25 protein-coding genes are annotated in these 19235 nt (G+C 34.7%); 16 read left to right on the top strand and 9 right to left on the bottom strand.

The features are described 5' to 3' along the window. Positions 1-260 precede the first annotated feature (260 nt). Complete coding sequence (gene lepA, locus PSR12_RS15915) at positions 261-2087, top strand: translation elongation factor 4 (protein ID WP_004226914.1); 1827 nt, start codon at positions 261-263, stop codon at positions 2085-2087. Between the two features lie 109 nt (positions 2088-2196). Here the strand turns inward: lepA and PSR12_RS15910 are convergent, their stop codons facing one another. Both PSR12_RS15910 and PSR12_RS15905 read right to left on the bottom strand, forming a co-directional pair. Then, positions 2197-2892 carry a site-specific integrase gene (locus tag PSR12_RS15910; RefSeq protein WP_274769699.1) on the bottom strand — a complete coding sequence of 232 codons (696 nt, stop codon included), beginning with the start codon at positions 2890-2892 and terminating at the stop codon, positions 2197-2199. Between the two features lie 10 nt (positions 2893-2902). Continuing rightward, positions 2903-3316, bottom strand: coding sequence for an N-terminal phage integrase SAM-like domain-containing protein (locus PSR12_RS15905; protein ID WP_257522541.1), 414 nt, complete (start codon positions 3314-3316; stop codon positions 2903-2905). On the opposite strand from PSR12_RS15905, the gene PSR12_RS15900 reads away from it, so the two are divergent. The 5 genes from PSR12_RS15900 to PSR12_RS15880 all read left to right on the top strand — a co-directional run bounded on the left by PSR12_RS15900 (position 3231) and on the right by PSR12_RS15880 (position 5849). Beyond that, positions 3231-3407 (top strand): hemolysin XhlA family protein, encoded by a 177-nt coding sequence (locus PSR12_RS15900; RefSeq protein ID WP_257522540.1) that lies wholly within the window; start codon positions 3231-3233, stop codon positions 3405-3407. The genes PSR12_RS15905 and PSR12_RS15900 overlap by 86 nt on opposite strands. Before the next feature lies 1 nt (position 3408). Next, positions 3409-3669: a phage holin gene (locus PSR12_RS15895; protein ID WP_274769697.1), complete on the top strand. Its 261-nt coding sequence runs from the start codon at positions 3409-3411 to the stop codon at positions 3667-3669. After that, entirely contained in the window at positions 3666-4334 is a 669-nt protein-coding gene (locus PSR12_RS15890; RefSeq protein ID WP_274769695.1) for a M15 family metallopeptidase, read from the top strand. Before PSR12_RS15895 ends, PSR12_RS15890 begins: the two co-directional genes overlap by 4 nt. A gap of 388 nt (positions 4335-4722) precedes the next feature. Further along, positions 4723-5388: a hypothetical protein gene (locus PSR12_RS15885; protein ID WP_255600678.1), complete on the top strand. Its 666-nt coding sequence runs from the start codon at positions 4723-4725 to the stop codon at positions 5386-5388. A gap of 23 nt (positions 5389-5411) precedes the next feature. Continuing rightward, positions 5412-5849, top strand: a complete 438-nt coding sequence (locus PSR12_RS15880) for a hypothetical protein (RefSeq protein WP_221680023.1) — start codon at positions 5412-5414, stop codon at positions 5847-5849. 75 nt (positions 5850-5924) lie between these two features. Here the strand turns inward: PSR12_RS15880 and PSR12_RS15875 are convergent, their stop codons facing one another. The 4 genes from PSR12_RS15875 to PSR12_RS15860 all read right to left on the bottom strand — a co-directional run bounded on the left by PSR12_RS15875 (position 5925) and on the right by PSR12_RS15860 (position 7823). Then, positions 5925-6176: a helix-turn-helix transcriptional regulator gene (locus PSR12_RS15875; RefSeq protein ID WP_274769693.1), complete on the bottom strand. Its 252-nt coding sequence runs from the start codon at positions 6174-6176 to the stop codon at positions 5925-5927. Between the two features lie 213 nt (positions 6177-6389). After that, positions 6390-6530, bottom strand: a complete 141-nt coding sequence (locus PSR12_RS15870; RefSeq protein WP_274769692.1) for a hypothetical protein — start codon at positions 6528-6530, stop codon at positions 6390-6392. 121 nt (positions 6531-6651) lie between these two features. Continuing rightward, on the bottom strand, positions 6652-7431 hold the full coding sequence (locus PSR12_RS15865; RefSeq protein ID WP_274769691.1) for a hypothetical protein: 780 nt from the start codon (positions 7429-7431) through the stop codon (positions 6652-6654). A 182-nt stretch (positions 7432-7613) separates the two neighbouring features. Further along, the gene (locus tag PSR12_RS15860) at positions 7614-7823 is read right to left on the bottom strand and encodes a helix-turn-helix domain-containing protein (protein ID WP_274769689.1); all 210 of its coding nucleotides are present in this window, start codon (positions 7821-7823) and stop codon (positions 7614-7616) included. Between the two features lie 185 nt (positions 7824-8008). On the opposite strand from PSR12_RS15860, the gene PSR12_RS15855 reads away from it, so the two are divergent. The 5 genes from PSR12_RS15855 to PSR12_RS15835 all read left to right on the top strand — a co-directional run bounded on the left by PSR12_RS15855 (position 8009) and on the right by PSR12_RS15835 (position 13957). Beyond that, the gene (locus PSR12_RS15855; protein ID WP_274769687.1) at positions 8009-8926 is read left to right on the top strand and encodes a helix-turn-helix domain-containing protein; all 918 of its coding nucleotides are present in this window, start codon (positions 8009-8011) and stop codon (positions 8924-8926) included. Positions 8927-9040: 114 nt separating this feature from the next. Further along, positions 9041-10726, top strand: a complete 1686-nt coding sequence (locus PSR12_RS15850) for a methyl-accepting chemotaxis protein (protein WP_274769685.1) — start codon at positions 9041-9043, stop codon at positions 10724-10726. 1008 nt (positions 10727-11734) lie between these two features. Next, complete coding sequence (locus PSR12_RS15845) at positions 11735-11974, top strand: hypothetical protein (RefSeq protein WP_257520219.1); 240 nt, start codon at positions 11735-11737, stop codon at positions 11972-11974. Between the two features lie 499 nt (positions 11975-12473). Then, positions 12474-12863 carry a tautomerase family protein gene (locus PSR12_RS15840; protein WP_257520218.1) on the top strand — a complete coding sequence of 130 codons (390 nt, stop codon included), beginning with the start codon at positions 12474-12476 and terminating at the stop codon, positions 12861-12863. Positions 12864-13087: 224 nt separating this feature from the next. Next, positions 13088-13957: a GH25 family lysozyme gene (locus PSR12_RS15835; protein WP_274769683.1), complete on the top strand. Its 870-nt coding sequence runs from the start codon at positions 13088-13090 to the stop codon at positions 13955-13957. Positions 13958-14089: 132 nt separating this feature from the next. Here PSR12_RS15835 and PSR12_RS15830 read toward each other — a convergent pair whose 3' ends face one another. From PSR12_RS15830 to PSR12_RS15820, 3 genes are all read right to left on the bottom strand, one after another. Then, on the bottom strand, positions 14090-14224 hold the full coding sequence (locus PSR12_RS15830) for a hypothetical protein (protein ID WP_004226973.1): 135 nt from the start codon (positions 14222-14224) through the stop codon (positions 14090-14092). Between the two features lie 353 nt (positions 14225-14577). After that, entirely contained in the window at positions 14578-15123 is a 546-nt protein-coding gene (locus PSR12_RS15825) for a GNAT family N-acetyltransferase (RefSeq protein WP_446720638.1), read from the bottom strand. Positions 15124-15136: 13 nt separating this feature from the next. Then, a complete protein-coding gene (locus tag PSR12_RS15820) occupies positions 15137-15505 on the bottom strand; it encodes a hypothetical protein (RefSeq protein ID WP_257520216.1) in 369 nt (122 codons plus the stop codon). A 116-nt stretch (positions 15506-15621) separates the two neighbouring features. Here PSR12_RS15820 and PSR12_RS15815 point away from each other — a divergent pair, with 116 nt between their 5' ends. From PSR12_RS15815 to PSR12_RS15795, 5 genes are all read left to right on the top strand, one after another. After that, positions 15622-16374, top strand: coding sequence for an SMI1/KNR4 family protein (locus PSR12_RS15815; protein ID WP_257520215.1), 753 nt, complete (start codon positions 15622-15624; stop codon positions 16372-16374). A gap of 58 nt (positions 16375-16432) precedes the next feature. Next, positions 16433-16771 (top strand): cupin domain-containing protein, encoded by a 339-nt coding sequence (locus tag PSR12_RS15810; protein ID WP_274769681.1) that lies wholly within the window; start codon positions 16433-16435, stop codon positions 16769-16771. A gap of 86 nt (positions 16772-16857) precedes the next feature. Further along, positions 16858-17541: a VOC family protein gene (locus PSR12_RS15805; RefSeq protein WP_274769679.1), complete on the top strand. Its 684-nt coding sequence runs from the start codon at positions 16858-16860 to the stop codon at positions 17539-17541. Positions 17542-17610: 69 nt separating this feature from the next. Next, on the top strand, positions 17611-18021 hold the full coding sequence (locus PSR12_RS15800) for a GNAT family N-acetyltransferase (RefSeq protein ID WP_257520212.1): 411 nt from the start codon (positions 17611-17613) through the stop codon (positions 18019-18021). Between the two features lie 18 nt (positions 18022-18039). Further along, positions 18040-19029 (top strand): zinc-dependent alcohol dehydrogenase family protein, encoded by a 990-nt coding sequence (locus tag PSR12_RS15795; RefSeq protein WP_274769677.1) that lies wholly within the window; start codon positions 18040-18042, stop codon positions 19027-19029. The last annotated feature ends 206 nt before the right edge of the window (positions 19030-19235 follow it).

Below are 19235 nucleotides of genomic sequence, written 5' to 3'. Positions count from 1 at the left end.
GGCTTTTCTCGTTTGATCAAGGGAAGATTTATCCATCGAATCTCTCCTCATGTCGAGTAGACGCATTTTTATTTCAACTGCTACACATCGAGCACTACTATAGCTGATTTGTCTGCATTTATATACTTAATATTGTAAAATTTAAAAACGATGTGAAACACTGAAAGTATTGATATTATAGGCTTTCAAGTCTAGTTGCTGTTGTACTTTGCGTAACGTTCATAGTATAATTCATTATAGTTTAATTAGGAGTGGAAAAGATGAACCGAGAAGCACGTTTAAAACGACAAGAGAATATACGAAATTTCTCTATTATTGCACATATTGACCATGGGAAATCAACGCTTGCTGACCGTATTTTAGAGCAAACAAAATCTTTAACTTCCCGTGAGATGAAGGCACAGCTCCTCGACTCAATGGATTTAGAGCGTGAGCGAGGCATTACAATTAAGTTAAATGCAGTTCAATTAAAGTACGAAGCAAAAGACGGCGAAGTGTATACATTCCATTTAATCGACACACCAGGACACGTCGATTTCACATATGAAGTATCACGTAGTTTAGCTGCTTGTGAGGGTGCCATATTAGTTGTGGACGCAGCACAAGGGATTGAAGCACAAACACTAGCAAATGTTTACTTAGCACTTGACAATGACTTAGAAATTTTACCTGTAATCAATAAAATTGATTTACCTGCAGCTGACCCTGAACGTGTACGTCAAGAAGTAGAAGACGTTATTGGATTAGATGCCTCTGAAGCAGTATTAGCTTCTGCAAAAGCAGGAATTGGTATCGAGGATATTTTAGAGCAAATCGTAGAGAAGGTACCAGCGCCAACTGGTGATCCAGATGCACCACTACAAGCTTTAATTTTTGACTCTGTTTACGATGCTTATAAAGGTGTTATCATTTCGATTCGTGTCATCAATGGTACTGTCAAGCCTGGCGATAAAATTCGCATGATGGCAACAGGTGCGGAATTCGAAGTTATTGAAGTTGGGGTACATACACCAAAAGTTGTGCCACAGGCTGAATTAACAGTGGGTGATGTAGGTTATTTAACCGCATCTATCAAAAATGTAGGAGACACACGTGTAGGGGATACTGTAACCTATGCGAATCGTCCTGCAGCTGAGCCATTAGCTGGTTATCGCCGTTTGAACCCAATGGTCTACTGTGGTTTGTATCCAATTGATACAGCCAAATACAACGATTTACGTGAAGCGTTAGAAAAGCTAGAGCTAAATGATTCTGCTCTACAATATGAGCCAGAGACATCGCAAGCACTTGGTTTTGGTTTCCGCTGTGGATTCTTAGGATTACTACATATGGAAATTATTCAGGAGCGTATTGAACGTGAATTTAATATCGACTTAATTACAACAGCACCTTCCGTAATTTACAATGTTCATATGACAGATGGTACCGAGCTTAAAGTCGATAATCCATCCTTTATGCCAGACCCACAAAAAATCGATCGTGTCGAGGAACCATATGTGAAAGCAACAATCATGGTACCAAATGATTATGTGGGTGCGGTTATGGAACTTTGTCAAATGAAGCGTGGTAATTTCATGACGATGGATTATATTGATACATCCCGTGTAAGTATTATTTATGAAATGCCATTATCAGAAATTGTCTATGATTTCTTTGACTATTTAAAATCAAATACAAAGGGCTATGCATCATTCGACTATGAACTTATTGGTTACCAGCCATCGAAATTAGTGAAAATGGATATTTTATTAAATGGTGAGCAAGTCGATGCACTAAGCTTTATCGTACACCGTGACTTTGCCTACGATCGAGGTAAAATCATCGTAGAAAAATTAAAAGAATTAATCCCACGCCAACAATTTGAAGTACCAATTCAAGCAGCAGTTGGACAAAAAATCGTGGCGCGTTCAACAATTAAAGCCATCCGTAAAAACGTATTAGCGAAATGTTACGGGGGAGATATTTCTCGTAAACGAAAACTTCTTGATAAACAAAAAGAAGGTAAAAAACGTATGAAACAAGTAGGCTCAGTCGAAGTCCCTCAAGAGGCATTCATGGCTGTGCTGAAGATGGATGATTCGAAGTAACATTGATATAACAGCGTTTATAGGGGTTTTTAATAATTGATTTTATATCAATTTGGTGGGGTTCCCCACCAATTCCCCACCATAAAAAAATAAGTTAGAAATTCTTTTCTTATATATCTTGAGCAAATGAGTCAAAGATGTTAGCGGCATCTCTAGCCATTTTCTCAGTGAGGTGGACATAGCGATCTTCTGTTACGGCAGCTCGACTATGTCCTAATCTTTTTTGTACTGTTTTAACAGGTGTACCATTTTCGATTAAAGTTGTTGCATGTGTGTGGCGTAAGGAATGATAGTTAAAACTAAGATTTAACTTTTCGCTTATTTTTCTAGTATTATATTTAATTACACTTGGCGTACAATGTTCGCCATTTTCTTTTTTACATACATAATCATGTTCAGGATCCTTTTGATAAAACTCACCGTATTTTAAACGATTTTCTATTTGTGCTTTTTTAATACGTTTGAGCATTTCTGCGAGCGTATTACCAAATGGAATTGTTCTATAACCAGCCTTTGATTTTGGAGGTCTAGGTTGCCATTGTGCTTTCCCATTTTCATCTTTAATACCAACTAATTGTTGTTCAACCTCCAATGTCATTTCTTCAAAATTTATGTGCTTCCATTCAAGTCCACAAACTTCTCCTACACGTAACCCACAATGTAACCCAATATGAAATGGTAAATAAAAAGGGTGTTCTTCATCTAAAATGCTATTAATAAGTCTTAGATTTTCCTTCGTTTGTATCTTTAATTCCTCGCGAGTTGGTTTTCGTTTCTTATCCTTCATTAATTCTACATAATGCATTGGATTTTCTTTAATGTATTTGTAGGTGTATACTGCATGATTCAAAGCTTTGCTTAATACCTATGATTATACTTAATGTTTGCCGAGCATAACCTTCACGTGTTTTCAAATTAATGAATTGCTGCAACACGTGAGGAGTTAGTGATTTAACTTTATACTTTCCTAAGTGTGGTGCAATATGGTTTCTAATAGTTGATTCATAGTTATAGTACGTATTTGGTTCTAATTTGAGATCTACATATTCCTTCATCCAAAAATCTAAATAATCATGTAAAGTAATTTCTTGGGGTTTAAAAACAGTTCCTGCATTTTCATATTCTAAAATCTTTCTTCTTAAAATTGCCTCTGCTTCTGCTTTTGTATGGGCTCCTTCAGCTGTTGCTGAATCAAATATTAAAGAAATTCGCGAGGATATAGGTGGAATTAAAGACAACACAACTTGGATTTTAAGATTAGTTATTGGTGGACTAGTGGGAGCATTGTTGACCTTTATTATAAAAGGAGGAATGATTTAATATGAAAATCAACTGGAAAGTACGTCTACAACATAAACAATTTTGGGTGTCATTAATCGCATTACTACTAGTGCTTGCTAATCAAATAGCAGGCATTTTTAATGTCGATATTATGATTTACAATGCTCAAATTACAGCCATTTCAGAGACTGTTTTAAGCATTTTAGGTTTGCTTGGTATTATCATCGACCCAACTACAAAAGGTGCTTCAGACAGCGAGCAGGCGCTTAAATATGATGAGCCAAAGGGTGATTTAAAATGACGAGCATTACTACAACATGTCGTGATATATCTGAACTATTGCCAGCTGCACAAACTGCCTGTCGTTTGTTATTCCAAGAGTGTTTTAAAGCAGGGATTAAGAACATCTTTATCACTGAAACATATCGCTCACAGGAACGACAGAATTACTTATATGCACAAGGCAGAACTCGACCAGGGCAGATAGTTACTTGGACATTAGATAGCAATCACAAGTCACGATTAGCATGGGATATTGCTGTTTGCCCTCCACAGTCTTTATATGATCTAACAACACTAAGTCGAGTCGGTGCTATCGCACGAAAGCTTGGTATTACATGGGGCGGAGATTGGACAGCGAATATTGATCGGCCTCATTTTGAAGTTAAACCAACTTGGATTATGCCGAAGGGATACAAAATTGAAGGACAAGTAATTGTTCCAACCAATAGCAAATACCAAGTGCAATTAATTGTGGAAGGCAATACAACGAAACCAATTGCAAAGGATGATGATAAAATGCAATTTACTAACGAAACACTTAAAGCTGCAGTACGTGACTACCTAAAGCAAGCAGTAGACAAAAAGCTTATTGATAAATCACACCTTGAAAAGTTTGACGCTGGTACATTAACAAATTGCGATTTAAAAGGATTAGAAATTATCATTGCACAACGTAGTGTGTAATCAAATGCCTTTTACCTAAATTGGTAATGGGCTTTTTATATTTGGAATATCTGAAAGTCAATTTACTGTCAACAGATATTTAAGTACAAATTGTTAATTTATGATTACAAAATGAATAGTAACTACAATGTAATTAAGGTCAAATAATATGTTTACAAAACGTTGGAAATGTAACTTTAGTATAGCAAAATTAATCGAGAACCGCCAAAAAATGGCGTTATTGATGGGGGGATGTGGCGGTTATTGTAAATTTAATGTAAATTCCGCGCCAAAAAATGGCGTTCTTCAATAATAGATTTGGGAAGTTTCCAATGATAGGATATTAATAACTCGAGGGAACTTAATTTACTATAGTAGGTTTAAACAAAGATTTGGAGGTAAATTAATTATGAAAAATAACCTATTTAAAGGTTTTATCTTTATGTTAAGCTTTATGTTAGTATTTAGTGTAATGTCACCAGCACTTGCAAATGCTAGTGAAATTCAGGAATTACCAACTAATGATTCTTTAAATCACGAAGAAACTGATTTTGATGAATTAACTAATAATTTCTTACTTGGAATAGGAGATTTTGAAGACCCTCTTTCAGATGAAGAGTCTTTAGCAATATTTAATAATAAAATTCTGGAAAACCAATATTCAAATGATCATCCTTCTGTAGAGCAATTCAATCTTTTTAGACTTGCGTTTTCAGTAGTGAGAAGTGGCGTTAATTACGTAGTTAAAGTAACTAGTAAAGGTAATAAAATAAAGGATGTAAGAAACGGGAAATTAGAAGTAGATGTTAGTAAACATATAAATGCTGGTAATCGGTTCAAAGATTATGGTGATATGGACAAACTTGTAAAATATATTGTAGAAGATATACGTAGATCAGATCAAGATAATGTAGTAAAAGATGGTTGGAACTCGATCAAAACGTATTACGGAAAAGGAGATAAAAAATTAGAAATCCGTTTCTATATAGAGGATGGAAAATTATTAAGTTTCAATGCTTTTCCTGATCATTCAAATAAAGATGCAGGTAATGTGATTTGGTTAATTCCACAATAATAATCTAAATAAGAGGAGTTATTATGGAAGAAATTAAGATAAATGATTATGTTGTAAAAGTAGATAAAGAGAAAACTTTAGAATTATACAAAACACTTCCGAAGGTTTCTGAAAAAGCTCATTGTGGTTGTGAAGATTGTCAACTTTTCGCGAAACAAATTCAGCTCACTAGTCCAGAAATTTTAAATTTCTTTAAACAATTTGGAGTAGATCCTACAAAAGAAGCCGAAGTTTGGAGAGCAATCCCCAATAAGGATGGATATGATACTTATAGTGCAGATTATCATTTTATAGGTTTTATAGAGGGTACGGATGATATAGATTGGATTCATATAGGAGAAGCATCTTTTGGACTTGCCAATCATGATGGAGATTTACCAAGTCCCATGATTCCAAGTACATTCTCAAAACCAATAGTAGAATTAGCTGTAAGGATAACAATGCCTAATTTGGAGATTTAATGTGAAAAAATTTTGTTTATAAATTAAACCATGAAAGCCCAGGCGCTCATTCAAACGTGAGTACCTGGGCTTTTTTTATTCATCATACGGTCTGTATTTAGCATGTAATTCTTTCGCTGCTTCTTTTCTTGCTTCCACATCTTCACGTAAAAACATTCGATCCCGTGGTAACTCTTTGATAGGAGTTAGCTTTCCTCGCTTTACAAGTGAATTTAATGACTGCCTAGAAATTTGCAATTCCTCCAATACTTCTGATGATGTTAGGATTTCTGATTGAACTAATTTGATAAATTCTTCTTTGCTGGTGAAAGAGTAGTTTTTTGACATTGGATGAGACCACCTATTTTTTATTTTTTTCTCATTGTAATAACTGTGGCGCCAATTATTATTAATGCTGCAACTGTAAGAATTAAAGTAATAGTCGTCATGAAAATCACCTCTTCTTTTCATTTTGATTGTATAACATTTAGAAATCATTTATATTTAGTGTGAAGGCTAAGGGGGTCAGCCTTAACCTTCATTTTTATACTTTGTTGGACGCTACTTCTTTGAAGTGGTGTCTTTTTCTTTTTCATTAAGTGCTTTTGCTTTTTGGTTGTTTAACTTTGCTGTTTGAAAGTTAATGATTGCAATTGCTAAGTTGACGAATGCTGTTATTGCTACTACTCTTTCAAGTTCCATTTTTATTACCTCCTTTCTATATTTATCATAGTATATCTACATACTTAAGTAAATAGATATTGTTGATTTATTTTCCTGTTATGATAAAAATTTTCATAGAAAAAGCCACTCGTTTGAGTGACTATTTCTTATTTAAGGCTGGATGTTCCTCATAATTACTAACTACATCTGGAAAATTTTCTGTTAAGAAATTATCCCAATTTATTTTATCTAAAGTTGCTTTATCAATACTAAACTTCATTACTGCAGCATCTTTCTCGTTACCAAATTTATCTACAAGAGGTAGCTGCCAATCAACATTAATTAATTTAATATTATTAACTTTTGAAAGTGGTTCTAAAACTTTAATAGAATCCATCCACATACCACGTTTCATCATATCTAATGTAAAATTATCTGATGCATTTAAAGTTAGATTTAAACTGTTGTCTGTTGCATCTATTTTTTCAATTACTTTTTTCTTTGAGTTATTATTTTCACCTAGATTATCAGTGATTATTTTTTCTACTTCATCTGTTGAAACTTTACTTTTTATTTGAGCTATATTTTCCTCGATTTTTTCTTTCTCTTCTTTAGATAACTCTTGTTTGGGTTCTAATAAACCACTTTCAACAAGAGTATTTAATTTTCCGTCTTTAAAAATAAGTGATACTGAAGAGTTCTCACTTACTCCATTTTCGCCATCATAGTCTAAAAATAATAATAAATCATCATTTTCTTTTGCATCTGGATTTTTCGGTTTGCCGCCTACAACTTTTTGTACTTCATCTAAACTCATACCTTTTTCCAGTTTATTAAATTCATCTGGCGTAATTGTAGTTACCTTATTTATATTCTTTTCAGCTTCACGTTTTGCTTTGGATTCATCAGATTCAAAAATATTACCTAGAATACCAATCACAAAAACTACTACTATTACGATAAACCACCATTTTTTGTAGAATGGTTTTTTTACTTTCCTTAAGTTTTATATTCGACATCCATAATTCCTCCTCTGTATTTCCATTTTAGGAAATTCGGTGGTGAAAGTACATATAAAAAAACAGACAACCTTATTTAGTTATCTGCTACATAAAAAGTGATCTATATTTTAGTTCCATCATCTAAAAGGAAATTACTTTCAAACTTAGCTCCACATACTCTTGCTATTTCTTCTAACTCACTTACTTTAAAATCGTCACGACGCATTTTGTTGGATAAGTTTTGTGATGATGTCCCCAATGCTTCAGCAACCTCAGTTACTGACTTTCCTGTTTTGATTAAAAGTATTTTTATTTCTTCAGTTTTACCCACTTTAACACCATCTTTCGTTTCGTATTAGTACTTTAATTATACACTTAAAAATTACAGTGTAAACTTATAAATTAAAAAATAAATCATAAAGTGTTTACAAGGTAATTAGATTATGTATAATGTAACTATAAAGTTTCAAAAGTTATTCATGTGTTAATTGAAAATGGAGAAGAGGTGAAACACAAATGTCATTCGAATACCTAGCACAATACATAACATTCGATTCAGTAACAGATATGGATAAGAGTGTGGAGGACCACATGGCGGTTCATTATTACGACTTAACAGAATCAGAGCGAGCAATCGTATTTAAACTTGCATCGCACAGCTTAGAACATACAGGAGTATGCCATCTTAAAGCGAGTACCATAGCTGCTTCATTGGAAATCAGTACAAAGACGGTTTATCGATCAATGAAGAAATTAGCAGAGTTAGGCATCATCGAAAAAGTACCAAGCACTAAATTAAATGGCATTAAAGGGGCTAGCATTTATCGTATTTTACCTTATGTCCCATCGAGCGTGTCCCAACGAGAGACAGCCGATGAAGCCAATAATGACGCGGTTTGCCTTCCACAATCTGAAAACCAACCATCTAGTTCTTTTAATCTTTTAAGTTCTAAACAAGCAAATAATATTATGAGTCTTGGCAATGAATTGGCTTTGCAAGCTGAAAAGAAAAAGGAGTACATGAACGAGTACCAAAAGATGCTGTTCGATTTCATGAATAGCTTGCCATTGGCTGATAACTTGAAGGATGAATTACACAAGGTTGTATTAGCTTCGCAAGTAAATTCTGTGGATGAATTTATAAAAGCTAAGAACGTGCTATTTAAAATAGCTATGGATATTAAAGAAGGTGTTCTGACGGTTACAAGTACATTGAGAGCTGTATTTGTAGGGGCATTTAACAAGGCTGTAGCGCGTTCAAAAGTTAAGCCTAATAAATCATCATCTATAGAAGAAACAGCAGATAGAAAGCGTCCAGTGCCTTTCTATAACTGGTTAGAGGAAAGAGATAGTCGTCAACAAATAAAAAATATTAGACAAGTTAATATAGAAAATTGGTTGGGGTGGTATGGGGGAATATATCCTTATGAATAACTTAGGTTAAATTAATGAACAGGTTAAGGTTAGCGTACTTCTAAATTCCTATGATAAAATAATCTATAGATAGAAAAGGTATTCCAAAAAAATAAAAGTGGGGGTTTTATTTTAATGTCTATTAGAAAAAAATTATACTTAGGATTTGGTAGTATTATTTTATTTTTGCTCATTAGTTCCACCATTGCATTTACTCAACTAAACAAGGTTAATGACAAGTATTCATTTATCATAGAGGACAGAGTCTATAAGCTTTTACAAGTCGATGCCATAGTAAATGCATCTTCTTTACAAGGTCTTTATATTCGTTCCTATATACTTGAGCCAAGCGATGAAACCTTTAGTAATCTAGTTACACAGGGAAAACTTATAAAAGAAAAATCTGCAGAACTCGAAAAAATATTAACCAGTCCTGAAATGCAAATACAACTTCAAAATTTAAAAGAAAGTCAAATGAAATTTGAACAAGCTGCAAAAGAAATTATCAATTCATATAATCCTGAGGATATCCAAGCTTCTATTGAAATACTACCAGCAAAGGTGCACCCTGCAAACCAAGGCATTCAACTGGCAGTCAACGCTATTGCTGATTATCAAAAGGCTCAGATGGAAAAAACTAACGCTGAAGCAACTAAGATTGCACATACAAGTTCACTAATCATTTTGGTTATTGCTATACTGTCCACAATTCTGGCCCTTCTCATTGCACTATTTATCACTCGTTTAATTACAGTACCTGTCAATAAATTAGCTGCTGCTGCTAAAGTAATTGCTGAAGGTGATTTAAGTCGAGAAGACATAAATGTGAGAACAAAAGATGAGATTGGGACATTAGCCAATTCATTTAATGAAATGAAAAGGAATTTACATTCACTTATTAATAATGTTATTGCAAATGTAGAGCAGACAACAGCCGCTGCTAAACAATTAGCCGCCAGTACAGATCAAGTAGCTATCTCTTTCAATGAAGTGGCAAATCGAATAGAGGTAACATCCGAGGGTGTTAATCAATCGGCTACCATGGGACGAGAAAGTGCGACTGCTATGGATGAAACTGCCCATGGGATACAACGAATCGCAGAAGCCACACAGCTACTTAATTCAAAAGCTTTAGATACACAAGTGATTGCAAATGAAGGTGAAAAAACATTACAGACCGCAGAAAACCAGATGGCTGTTATTCAACAATCTTCTCATGAGACAACTGAGCGTATTAAACAACTAAGTGCACAATCTATGGAAATAGAAAATATTACAAAAGTCATTACAGATATTACTGAGCAAACCAACCTCATTGCCCTTAATGCAGCCATTGAAGCCGCACGTGCAGGTGAGCACGGGAAAGGTTTTGCTGTAGTTGCCGATGAGGTTCGCAAGCTTGCAGAAGAATCAAAAGCTTCTGCCAATCAGATTGTTAACCTAACAACGTATATTCAACAAGAAACAAAAGAAGTTGAAAAGGCAGTGAGTGTCACTGTGCAAAATGTCGAAGAAGGTGTTACCTTTATCCAAAACGCACAAGTCTCATTTGATACTATTATGAAGGCGGTTCAAGAAGTTACTTTTCAAATTGAAGATGTATCTGCTTCTACCGAAGAAATTTCGGCAAGTACTGAAGAGGTTGCCGCTTCAGTGAGTGAAATGGCTTCCACTGCAACTACTGTAGCAGAACAATCCGAAATGATTACTGCAGTCGTAGAAAAACAAACAGCAACTATTCAAGAAATTAATGCTGTAGCTAAATCATTAAGCGATGGTGCAACGACAGTGCAAGAGGAAATCAATAAATTTAAAATCTAAGATTAATTACCCTTTAGCAACCTTAAGAGGACTTCGTGATTAGTTGCTTTATGTAAAAATCACCTTTCTTATCTTTTAACACGAAATTCTCATCGCCTATTTGTTATTTGCACGAAGGTTCATCTTCATAACATAGGAATGATTTCTGTTTCGGCGTATAGCTAAATAGAAACACTTCATGGATGTCAAACAGTGATTTAGTTTAATAACCGATAAAAAGACCACTCCGTGATGGGTGGTCTTAAATTTTCCCCCATCATATCCCCACCAGTGGTAGAAAATAAATAGAGATAAAATGAATATACAACTAGATAAAATTAAATAAAAAAAACCGACAACCCCTTATATATCATAGGATTGTCGGTTATATAGAAATCTAAAAAGATACGTCTGAATACAGCATTTCTATAGGAGGCATTCATGGCTGTGCTGAAGATGGATGATTCGAAGTAACAAAGATTTAAAAATGATTTAAGATAGTGGGTTATATTAGTTAAAGTGGTTGATTGGTGAGGTTCCCACTATTTAGCCACCTTAAAAATGCGTTAGCAATTAACTAATAAATCTTGAGCCAACTGGTCAACGATGTTTTGTAGCATCTTTGGCCATTTTTTCTTTCAGTAAGATGTTTATAGTGATCTTTTGTGATGGCAGTTTGGCGTACATTGTTCTCCAATTTATATATTACATAAATAATCATGTTCTAAGACCTGCTATAGCTTACTCGTATTCCAAACGAATTTCTAATTGACTGCGGTGGTCTAGATTGTCATTTGGTTCTTTCTATCAGGTATACAATCGTCATACATAGTCCAAGCTGAAAAGCCAGACTTAATTTTTATGGAAGTTTAAAAAACTATTATTAAACAGGTAAAAAGGTAATAGTTTTTTAAAAGATAATGATATACTTTGGTTTAATATCTTCTGAATCAACTAAAGGTAGTAAAGAAACTATTAGTTTTCGTATTGAATACTGAGTATAAAAAATAATCTGTAGGAGTTTATGACATGACTATTAAATGGAACAGAGAAGAAATACTTTTCGATACTCTATATGAAGCTGACACCTGGGCAGATTCAATTGCAAATGAAATATATGGAAGAATTTATAACGGCTATGATACTCCAGATTACAAAATAGCCTATTCGCTTGCTTTTAGATTAGCTTCTATAAAAGAGTGTAGGGTTTATACAGAAAGTAGTATTGAAGGTAGATATAAAGTTTGGGTCATTTTTGAAATTGAATAATAAAGACCAGGTGCTCATTTAAAATGGAGTAGCTGGTTTTTGGTAATTCGAGTTTCTTCCTTTTCAATTATATAAATGTAAAGGTGTAGAAACTAACGAAGCAACAGTATGTCCTGAGTTTCTCTCACTCTCTTTCTTTTCATGAGCTTTAAAGTAAATAGGCACCCACTACTTCAAACGTTAATTTGTACAATAATATATTTTATATCTATTTCTTTATCTGATTGGAACAACAGAATTTGTACTATTTGGATAACTGTTTCTACCTGAGCTTGCAGCGTATTGCAGTTATTATAGTCACAGTTAAGTAGAGTTATTACTTTGGGATTGTTGGTTTAAATAGTTCACATTTGTTTCATGAATAGATTGGGTGATTGTTTAAATGAAACCAATCATAGGAATTAGCTTGATGGTCATGTTGAAGAATTTTATAATATCGTTATAGAACAGTATTTGGTATTTGAGTTTAGATTAGTAAGTCAAGAAAGGTGAGAGGTCGTTGGGACAAATTAAAATTTATGGTGTTAAGGGAAGGTTAAATCCCATTAAGAAAACATTATCGAATATTATCCATTCTTGTATGGTGGACGCACTTGAATATCCACTAGATAAGAAATTTCATCGCTTTTTTCCTATGGACAAAGAAGATTTTTATTTTGCAAGTGAAAGAACTGAATCCTATACAATAATAGAAATTAGTATGTTTGAAGGTAGAACGATTCAAGCTAAAAAACAATTAGTAAAGCTACTATTTGAACGCATAAATAACCAATTAAATATTTCACCTCAAGATGTTGAAATTACAATTTTTGAAACGCCTAAACATAATTGGGGAATAAGAGGGTTACCTGGGGATGAATTAGCACTTAATTACAAAGTAAATATATGACATAAAGTCGCTAATTTTTTAGCTAATTCGACTAATGAACACTCTGTGAAAAGTGCTCCCTGTTTATTATTTAACAATTATCTGACCACTAAATAAAGAACCTATAAGGACTAGAATAATCTACATAACTATTATTTTAATGAATGATTCTAAATAATGCTTGAAGCAATGGGTTCGCTTCTATCCGCAATTTATTTACTATTTTTTAGGGAGGGGACAATTGAATGAGTTCTATCATAGACATTTCACATCATCAAGGAGATATTGATTGGTCTGAAGCTTATAAAGATGTTGATTTGGCTATAATCCGCACTCAATATGGTACAAGCACAATTGACCGTAAATACATTCAAAATATAGAAGCTTGTATTAAGTACAAGGTACCTTTTGGCGTTTATATTTATGTTACCTTTAAAAATGGTACTGAGGCATTGGAACAAGCAAAAGATTTCTATAACAGAGCAAAAAACTATAATCCACTATTTTATGTTGTAGATATCGAAGAAAGCTTTGGTGCTAGTGTCCAAAATATCGTACAAGGCACACAGGTGTTTATTAATTATTTAAAAAGTAAGGCTGTAAAAGTCGGACTATATACAGGCCATCATTTTTTCAAACCTTATCTGATGGATACCGTTAAAAATTATGATTTCTTGTGGATTCCTCGCTATAGTGGCTCTAGTTCACCTGGACTAAAGCCAAACTTTGCTTGTGACTTATGGCAGTACACAGATAAAGGGATTGTAGCAGGGATTAAAGGAACTGTAGATTTAAACCAATTAAATGGATCTAAGTCTTTATCCTGGTTCACAGATACGAATAAGAAGGAAATATCATTGTCTCAGTATGAAGAATTAAAGAAAGAAAATAAGCAACTAAAACAGGAACTTACTGAAATGAAAGAGTTGTTAGTTGGGAAAGCAGAATTAAAATCAAATGCTGTGGTATCACCAACACATAAAGAAGATTGGGAATGGGCCATTGAAGAGGGAGTTATACGAGGAGATGGCAAGTGTATGAACCCTACAGATACACTCACAAGACAGCAGATGGCAACGATGCTCAAACGTTTCTATGATAAATTTATTAAATAATAGCATTGTCTCGCCCATAAGTACCAGAGAACAAGCAAAAAATATTTTGCCTATTATGGAGCGATTCGTTAATCGTAAAAGGAATCACTGTTATAGTGATTCCTTTCAAAGTGGGACCAACCTGTTTGAAATTTAATGAAACAATAGGAAAAACTTAGCTAGTAAAAAAATGGGGACTCCTACAATTATTACGCCTGCAAAGAAATAACAAAACAACATAAAAACATCGAAAACCGCACCAGCTAAATCATCAATGAATTTTAACATTTCATTCCCCTCCAAACATAATAAGTATTAGCATTTATAATCTCTTTATTGCTTACCAATCATCATACTGACCCAAAGTCTTTTTTAGAGTTTTATCCCACTTAATCAAGAGTCCCATAAATTTTTATTAGGATGATTTTCATCAGATGGTAACGCATGAAAGCTGGAAGTCACACTGAGTATTCATTGTAATTTGTCATACCCTAAACCACGAAGCTTGAGTATATTTCCTAATAACGACCCTGTAAATCTTTTGGAAAGTGTTTTATATTGTATGCATAAAGCATGTTATTGACTAATGATTTGTTATTTACATAGAGATTTTGTGTTATCTGATAGAGCATTTTTTCCTTCTATAATCGGAATGGTAGTGTTCGCTTCCATATCATATGGTGATTATTTGTTCCCCAATAGTTTTCAAGGACAATATCAGGCTGTCCAAATTTCTTCTGCCAGACCATTTGCGCTTGTTTATATCCACTATCTAAACAAAAACTAGGAACCCTTCGATTTTCTAACGTCAGGAGCATTTTTTGCAGTAGCACGGTGCCAATCCCACGATTTTGATAGTCAGGATGAACAAAAACGGTACCGATTTCTAGACAATTGAATAGATTCTCTTTGATCGTTTGTTGGATGATTTCGTTGGCTTGACCACATTCGATAGTGCCTATTATTTCATTGGTTTCTTCATTCAAAGCTAACCAGAAAAATCTTTTTTCGCCCTGGCTCTCTAAGTCCATTGCTACGTACTGTTTTTTCGTTTCCCATTCATGCTGTTGATCGTCCACTAGCTCTGCAATTCCTTCTTTTTTATAAGTATCCCGAATGACAAGATCAAAGAATTCGTGTAACGTCTGGATTTCCGATTGTTCTGGACGTCTAATAAGTAATTTCAAGATTGCTTGCTCCTTATAATGGATGTCGTCGGTGGTTTAGTAGGGATCGAGCTCGTTGCACATCCACATCTAGTAAGTCATTTATATCCTGCTGTACTACAGTCCATCGATCAAGTGCCAGCTGTAACCAATGATCGGAGGCATCATATTTTTCAGCGTGCCATAGCAACTCTCCATAACAAATGGCAGCACGAATAAATGTGATATGGTCATTCAGCAGATTTGCTAAATGAGTGGCTTGTTTGAGACATGCTTCCCCTTGTGTTACCTTACCATAATCTAAATAGCGAAGTGCTTTCAAAAATTCCGTGTTGGCTTGCTGTATTGTCTGTTCATTCATATGTTGCATGACAGATCGCTCCCATCCGTTATTTTTGTTCACGTTATGCCTACTATCAGTCTATTTTAATGATTATAACATGTTCCCCTTATTTGGTTAATAATGGGGTATGTTAAAATGCAAGAAAGACACTTGGTCATTAAAAGGAGAGAATTCCATTGAAAGATATAGAAAAGAAACTCGATGCAGTATTAGAGCAAATGCGTGATTTTATCGATGAGATTCAGGAGCGGGAGTCAGCCTATCCCATGGTTTTTTCTCATCAATCAGAAGAGGATATTAGCCAATTTGTGGATGGTGGGTGGTCATTGCCAGCAGAGTATGTTTATTTTTTGAGACATTATGTTGTTGAAAGGGTCACATGGGCTACAGGTGATTATATTAATCTAATGATCTATAGCGCAAGAGATTTAAAACGAGGGCAGGAGGGCTATAATTATAATCCGGTGACAGAAGAGGTGATTGTGGATTGGCCACATGATTATTTAGTCATCGCAACAGATGAAGGCGATCCCTATTGTCTGGATCTATCAAGAGGGGATACAGCTGTTTTTACCGCTCCTCATGGGACAGGCAGTTGGCATTTTTCAATGGCTTATGACAATTTAATTTTGTTCCTTGAAAGTGTACTGATTCCACCTGGTTTAGAAGAAATGTTGCCTGAAGAAAGTTCTATAGCGTACATTGAATTAACTATTACTGGGGAAGGAGAAGATAAACTAAAGACATTATTGTTGCTAAAAAAATTATTATCTTATGATTATTCACAAGCGAGAAAGGCTTTAGAACAGCCCCCGCTAGTAATTTATAGGGGAGTTGAAGCAGGTGCCTTAAAGTTAGAAGCCGAGTTACAGGATATCCGTGCAGATTTTCAAAAAAGGAAAATTAGCTTAGCTGAATTTATTGAATGAGGGAAATTAACAAGAATGATGGATATCCCTCCTCTAAAGCAGGAAAGGAAGTGTAATAATGAAAATTAACAAAGCATTAGCACAACACTATCAATGGGGAGCACAGTGTGATGGCTGGCATCTTGTACAAAATAGGGAGCTTAGTGTGATACATGAGAGGATGCCTGCTCAAACAGCTGAGGTAAATCATTATCACCATCATGCACAGCAGTTTTTCTTTGTTCTTTCAGGCACCGCTACAATCGAAATGAATGACCAAAGAATTGAGTTAAAGCAACATGAGGGAATTGAAGTACCTCCAAATGTACCACATCAAATGCGAAACGATTCACAAGAAGATGTAGAATTACTCGTGATATCGCAGCCAAATAGCAGGGGAGACCGAGAGCTGCTTTAACTGCACGAAAGTAAACTTCATTCTTTTGCATGAAGCCATTCTTATCAGCTGCTTGTATAGTAGGGGGTGTAAAGGGGTGTTTAAAGATGAAGATTACGAAGGTAAAATTATATGTCCATGATATGCAAAAAATGGAGCAGTTTTATGTTGAACTGTTAGGCTTTACTTTGTTAGAAAGAACAGCTGATTATTTTACAATAGTCGTGGGGGAAAGCAGGATGACGTTTGAGAAGATTCCTTCTAAAATGCCAAAGCAGTATCATTTTGCATTAAATATTCCTAGTAACTTATTTCAACAGGCAAAGATTTGGGCAAATGAGCATGTAGGCTTGCTGGATTCAGAGGGGCAGGATGAAGTCTATTTTGAATTTTTAAAAGCATATGCATGCTATTTCTACGATCCTGAAGGCAATATAGTGGAGCTTATTGCAAGACAGGAAATAAATCCAAAACATGCTGAGGTTAATTTTTCTGTAGAGCAAGTGTTACATATTGGAGAAATCAATTTAACGTCAGATGACATTCAAACAATTGCTGAAAAGTTAAAGGAGTATGCTATTAATCCTATAGCTAACAAGGAAATTCAACTAGATAGCCTTAATTTTCTAGGGAACTATGAAGACGGAGCCAATATCCTTTTAGGACCGAGTGGACGTCTTTGGTATTTTTCTGATAAGAAAGCAGTAATCAGCCCGATTAGTATTGAAATAGATGAAGCTTTACAATTAAATATGGATGAAGAAGGTCAATTAACGCTTCTGCAACTTTGACATCATAAACTTATCGTTGATTAAATATATGTTATTTTGTATATTTATTCAAAATAAGGAGGGTGTTATATGTATATAATCAAAGAAACAAATCCGACGATAGACTCGTATAAAGCATTGCACCAAACAACTGGTTGGAATGCAAAAGGGCTGTATACGTATGAACAATTATACAAGGCTATTTGTAATAGCTGGTTCAGTACATCTATATATGATGAAGAAAATCTAATTGGTTATGGACGTATTATCTCTGATGGTATCTATCAAACATTTATCTGTGATGTGATGGTGCACCCTGATTATCAACGAAAAGGTGTTGGCACAATGGTGATGGATGCTCTTTTAGAGCAATGTCAGAAAGAAAATATAAAATGGGTTCAATTATTTTGTGCTAAAGGTAAACAACCTTTCTATCAGAAGCTTGGATTTAAAGAACGTGAAATAGATGCTCCTGGTATGATGTTGTTTTATACGGAATGAATAAAGGAGCTAGAATCGTTGAAAGCAAAATGCCTAAAAATTTATGAATTTGGAAATCCGCAAGAGGTAATAAGGTTAGAGAATAAAACAATCGAGCCTCCTCAAGGTAAAGAAATTCTAGTTCGCATGCTAGCCAGACCGATTAATCCCTCAGATTTAATCCCAATATGGGGGAAATATGCTCATAGAATCACTTTACCAACTATACCTGGCTATGAGGGAGTAGGAATAATAGAAGATGTAGGACCGCTTGTTTCACCGAAGATTATTGGTCAGCGCGTATTACCGTTACGGGGAGAGGGAACTTGGCAGGAAGTAGTGAAAACGCAAGTAGATTTTGCAGTGACTATTCCTGACACTATGGATGATTTTACAGCAGCACAAATGTATATTAATCCAATTACAGCCTTCGTAACATGCTCAGAGGTACTTAATTTACAATCAAACGATGTCTTATTAGTAAATGCTTGTGGTTCTGCCATTGGACATCTCTATGCTCAACTTGCGAAATTGCTAGGCTATCAACTTATTGCTGTGACACGAAGTAATCAGCATACTGAAGAATTACTGCAACTTGGGGCAGCTTTTGTCATTGATACCTCTCAAATGCCACTTTACGAAACGGTTATGGCATTAACAAATGGTAAGGGAGCAGATGCAGCAATTGATTCGATTGGTGGAGAGGCAGGCAATCAGCTTGCCTTCTGCGTAAAGCCTGAGGGTATATTTTTAGCTATTGGTCTTTTATCGGGTATTCAGGTAAATTGGACATACATTGTGAAGGAAGCAAAGGTACAGGCAAGGATGTTTCATTTACGCCATTGGCAACATCAGACGTCAATTGAAAAATGGCAACAAACGATGCAACAACTTATACACCTTGTACAGGATGGCTCCTTAAAAATGATGAATGTACATGCTCATTTTCCATTATTGGATATCCATAAGGCAATTTATGCTGTTGAGGGAAATAAAAAAGGAAAGATATTTTTAACGAATGTTGATTAAGTAACATACTACCATCGTAGTTGGGCTACTACGGGTAGTATGTTTTTTTATAGGAAAATGAGTGTTTTTAGCTCTGAAGAAAATAGTTCATACATTGGCCTGCTCCAAATAGTGAGAAAGCCGCTCAAAAGAAGTTAGCCCCCGCTCCAAAGAGTAAGAAAAGTGAACCTCCCACTAGATTAAAGAATTCACTAGCAATAGTAATA

It is taken from the genome of Lysinibacillus sp. G01H, from assembly GCF_028872195.1.
Classification (GTDB): Bacteria; Bacillota; Bacilli; order Bacillales_A; family Planococcaceae; genus Lysinibacillus; species Lysinibacillus capsici.
Note: the sequence above shows the minus strand (reverse complement) of the source record. Positions and strands in the feature narration are given on the sequence as shown.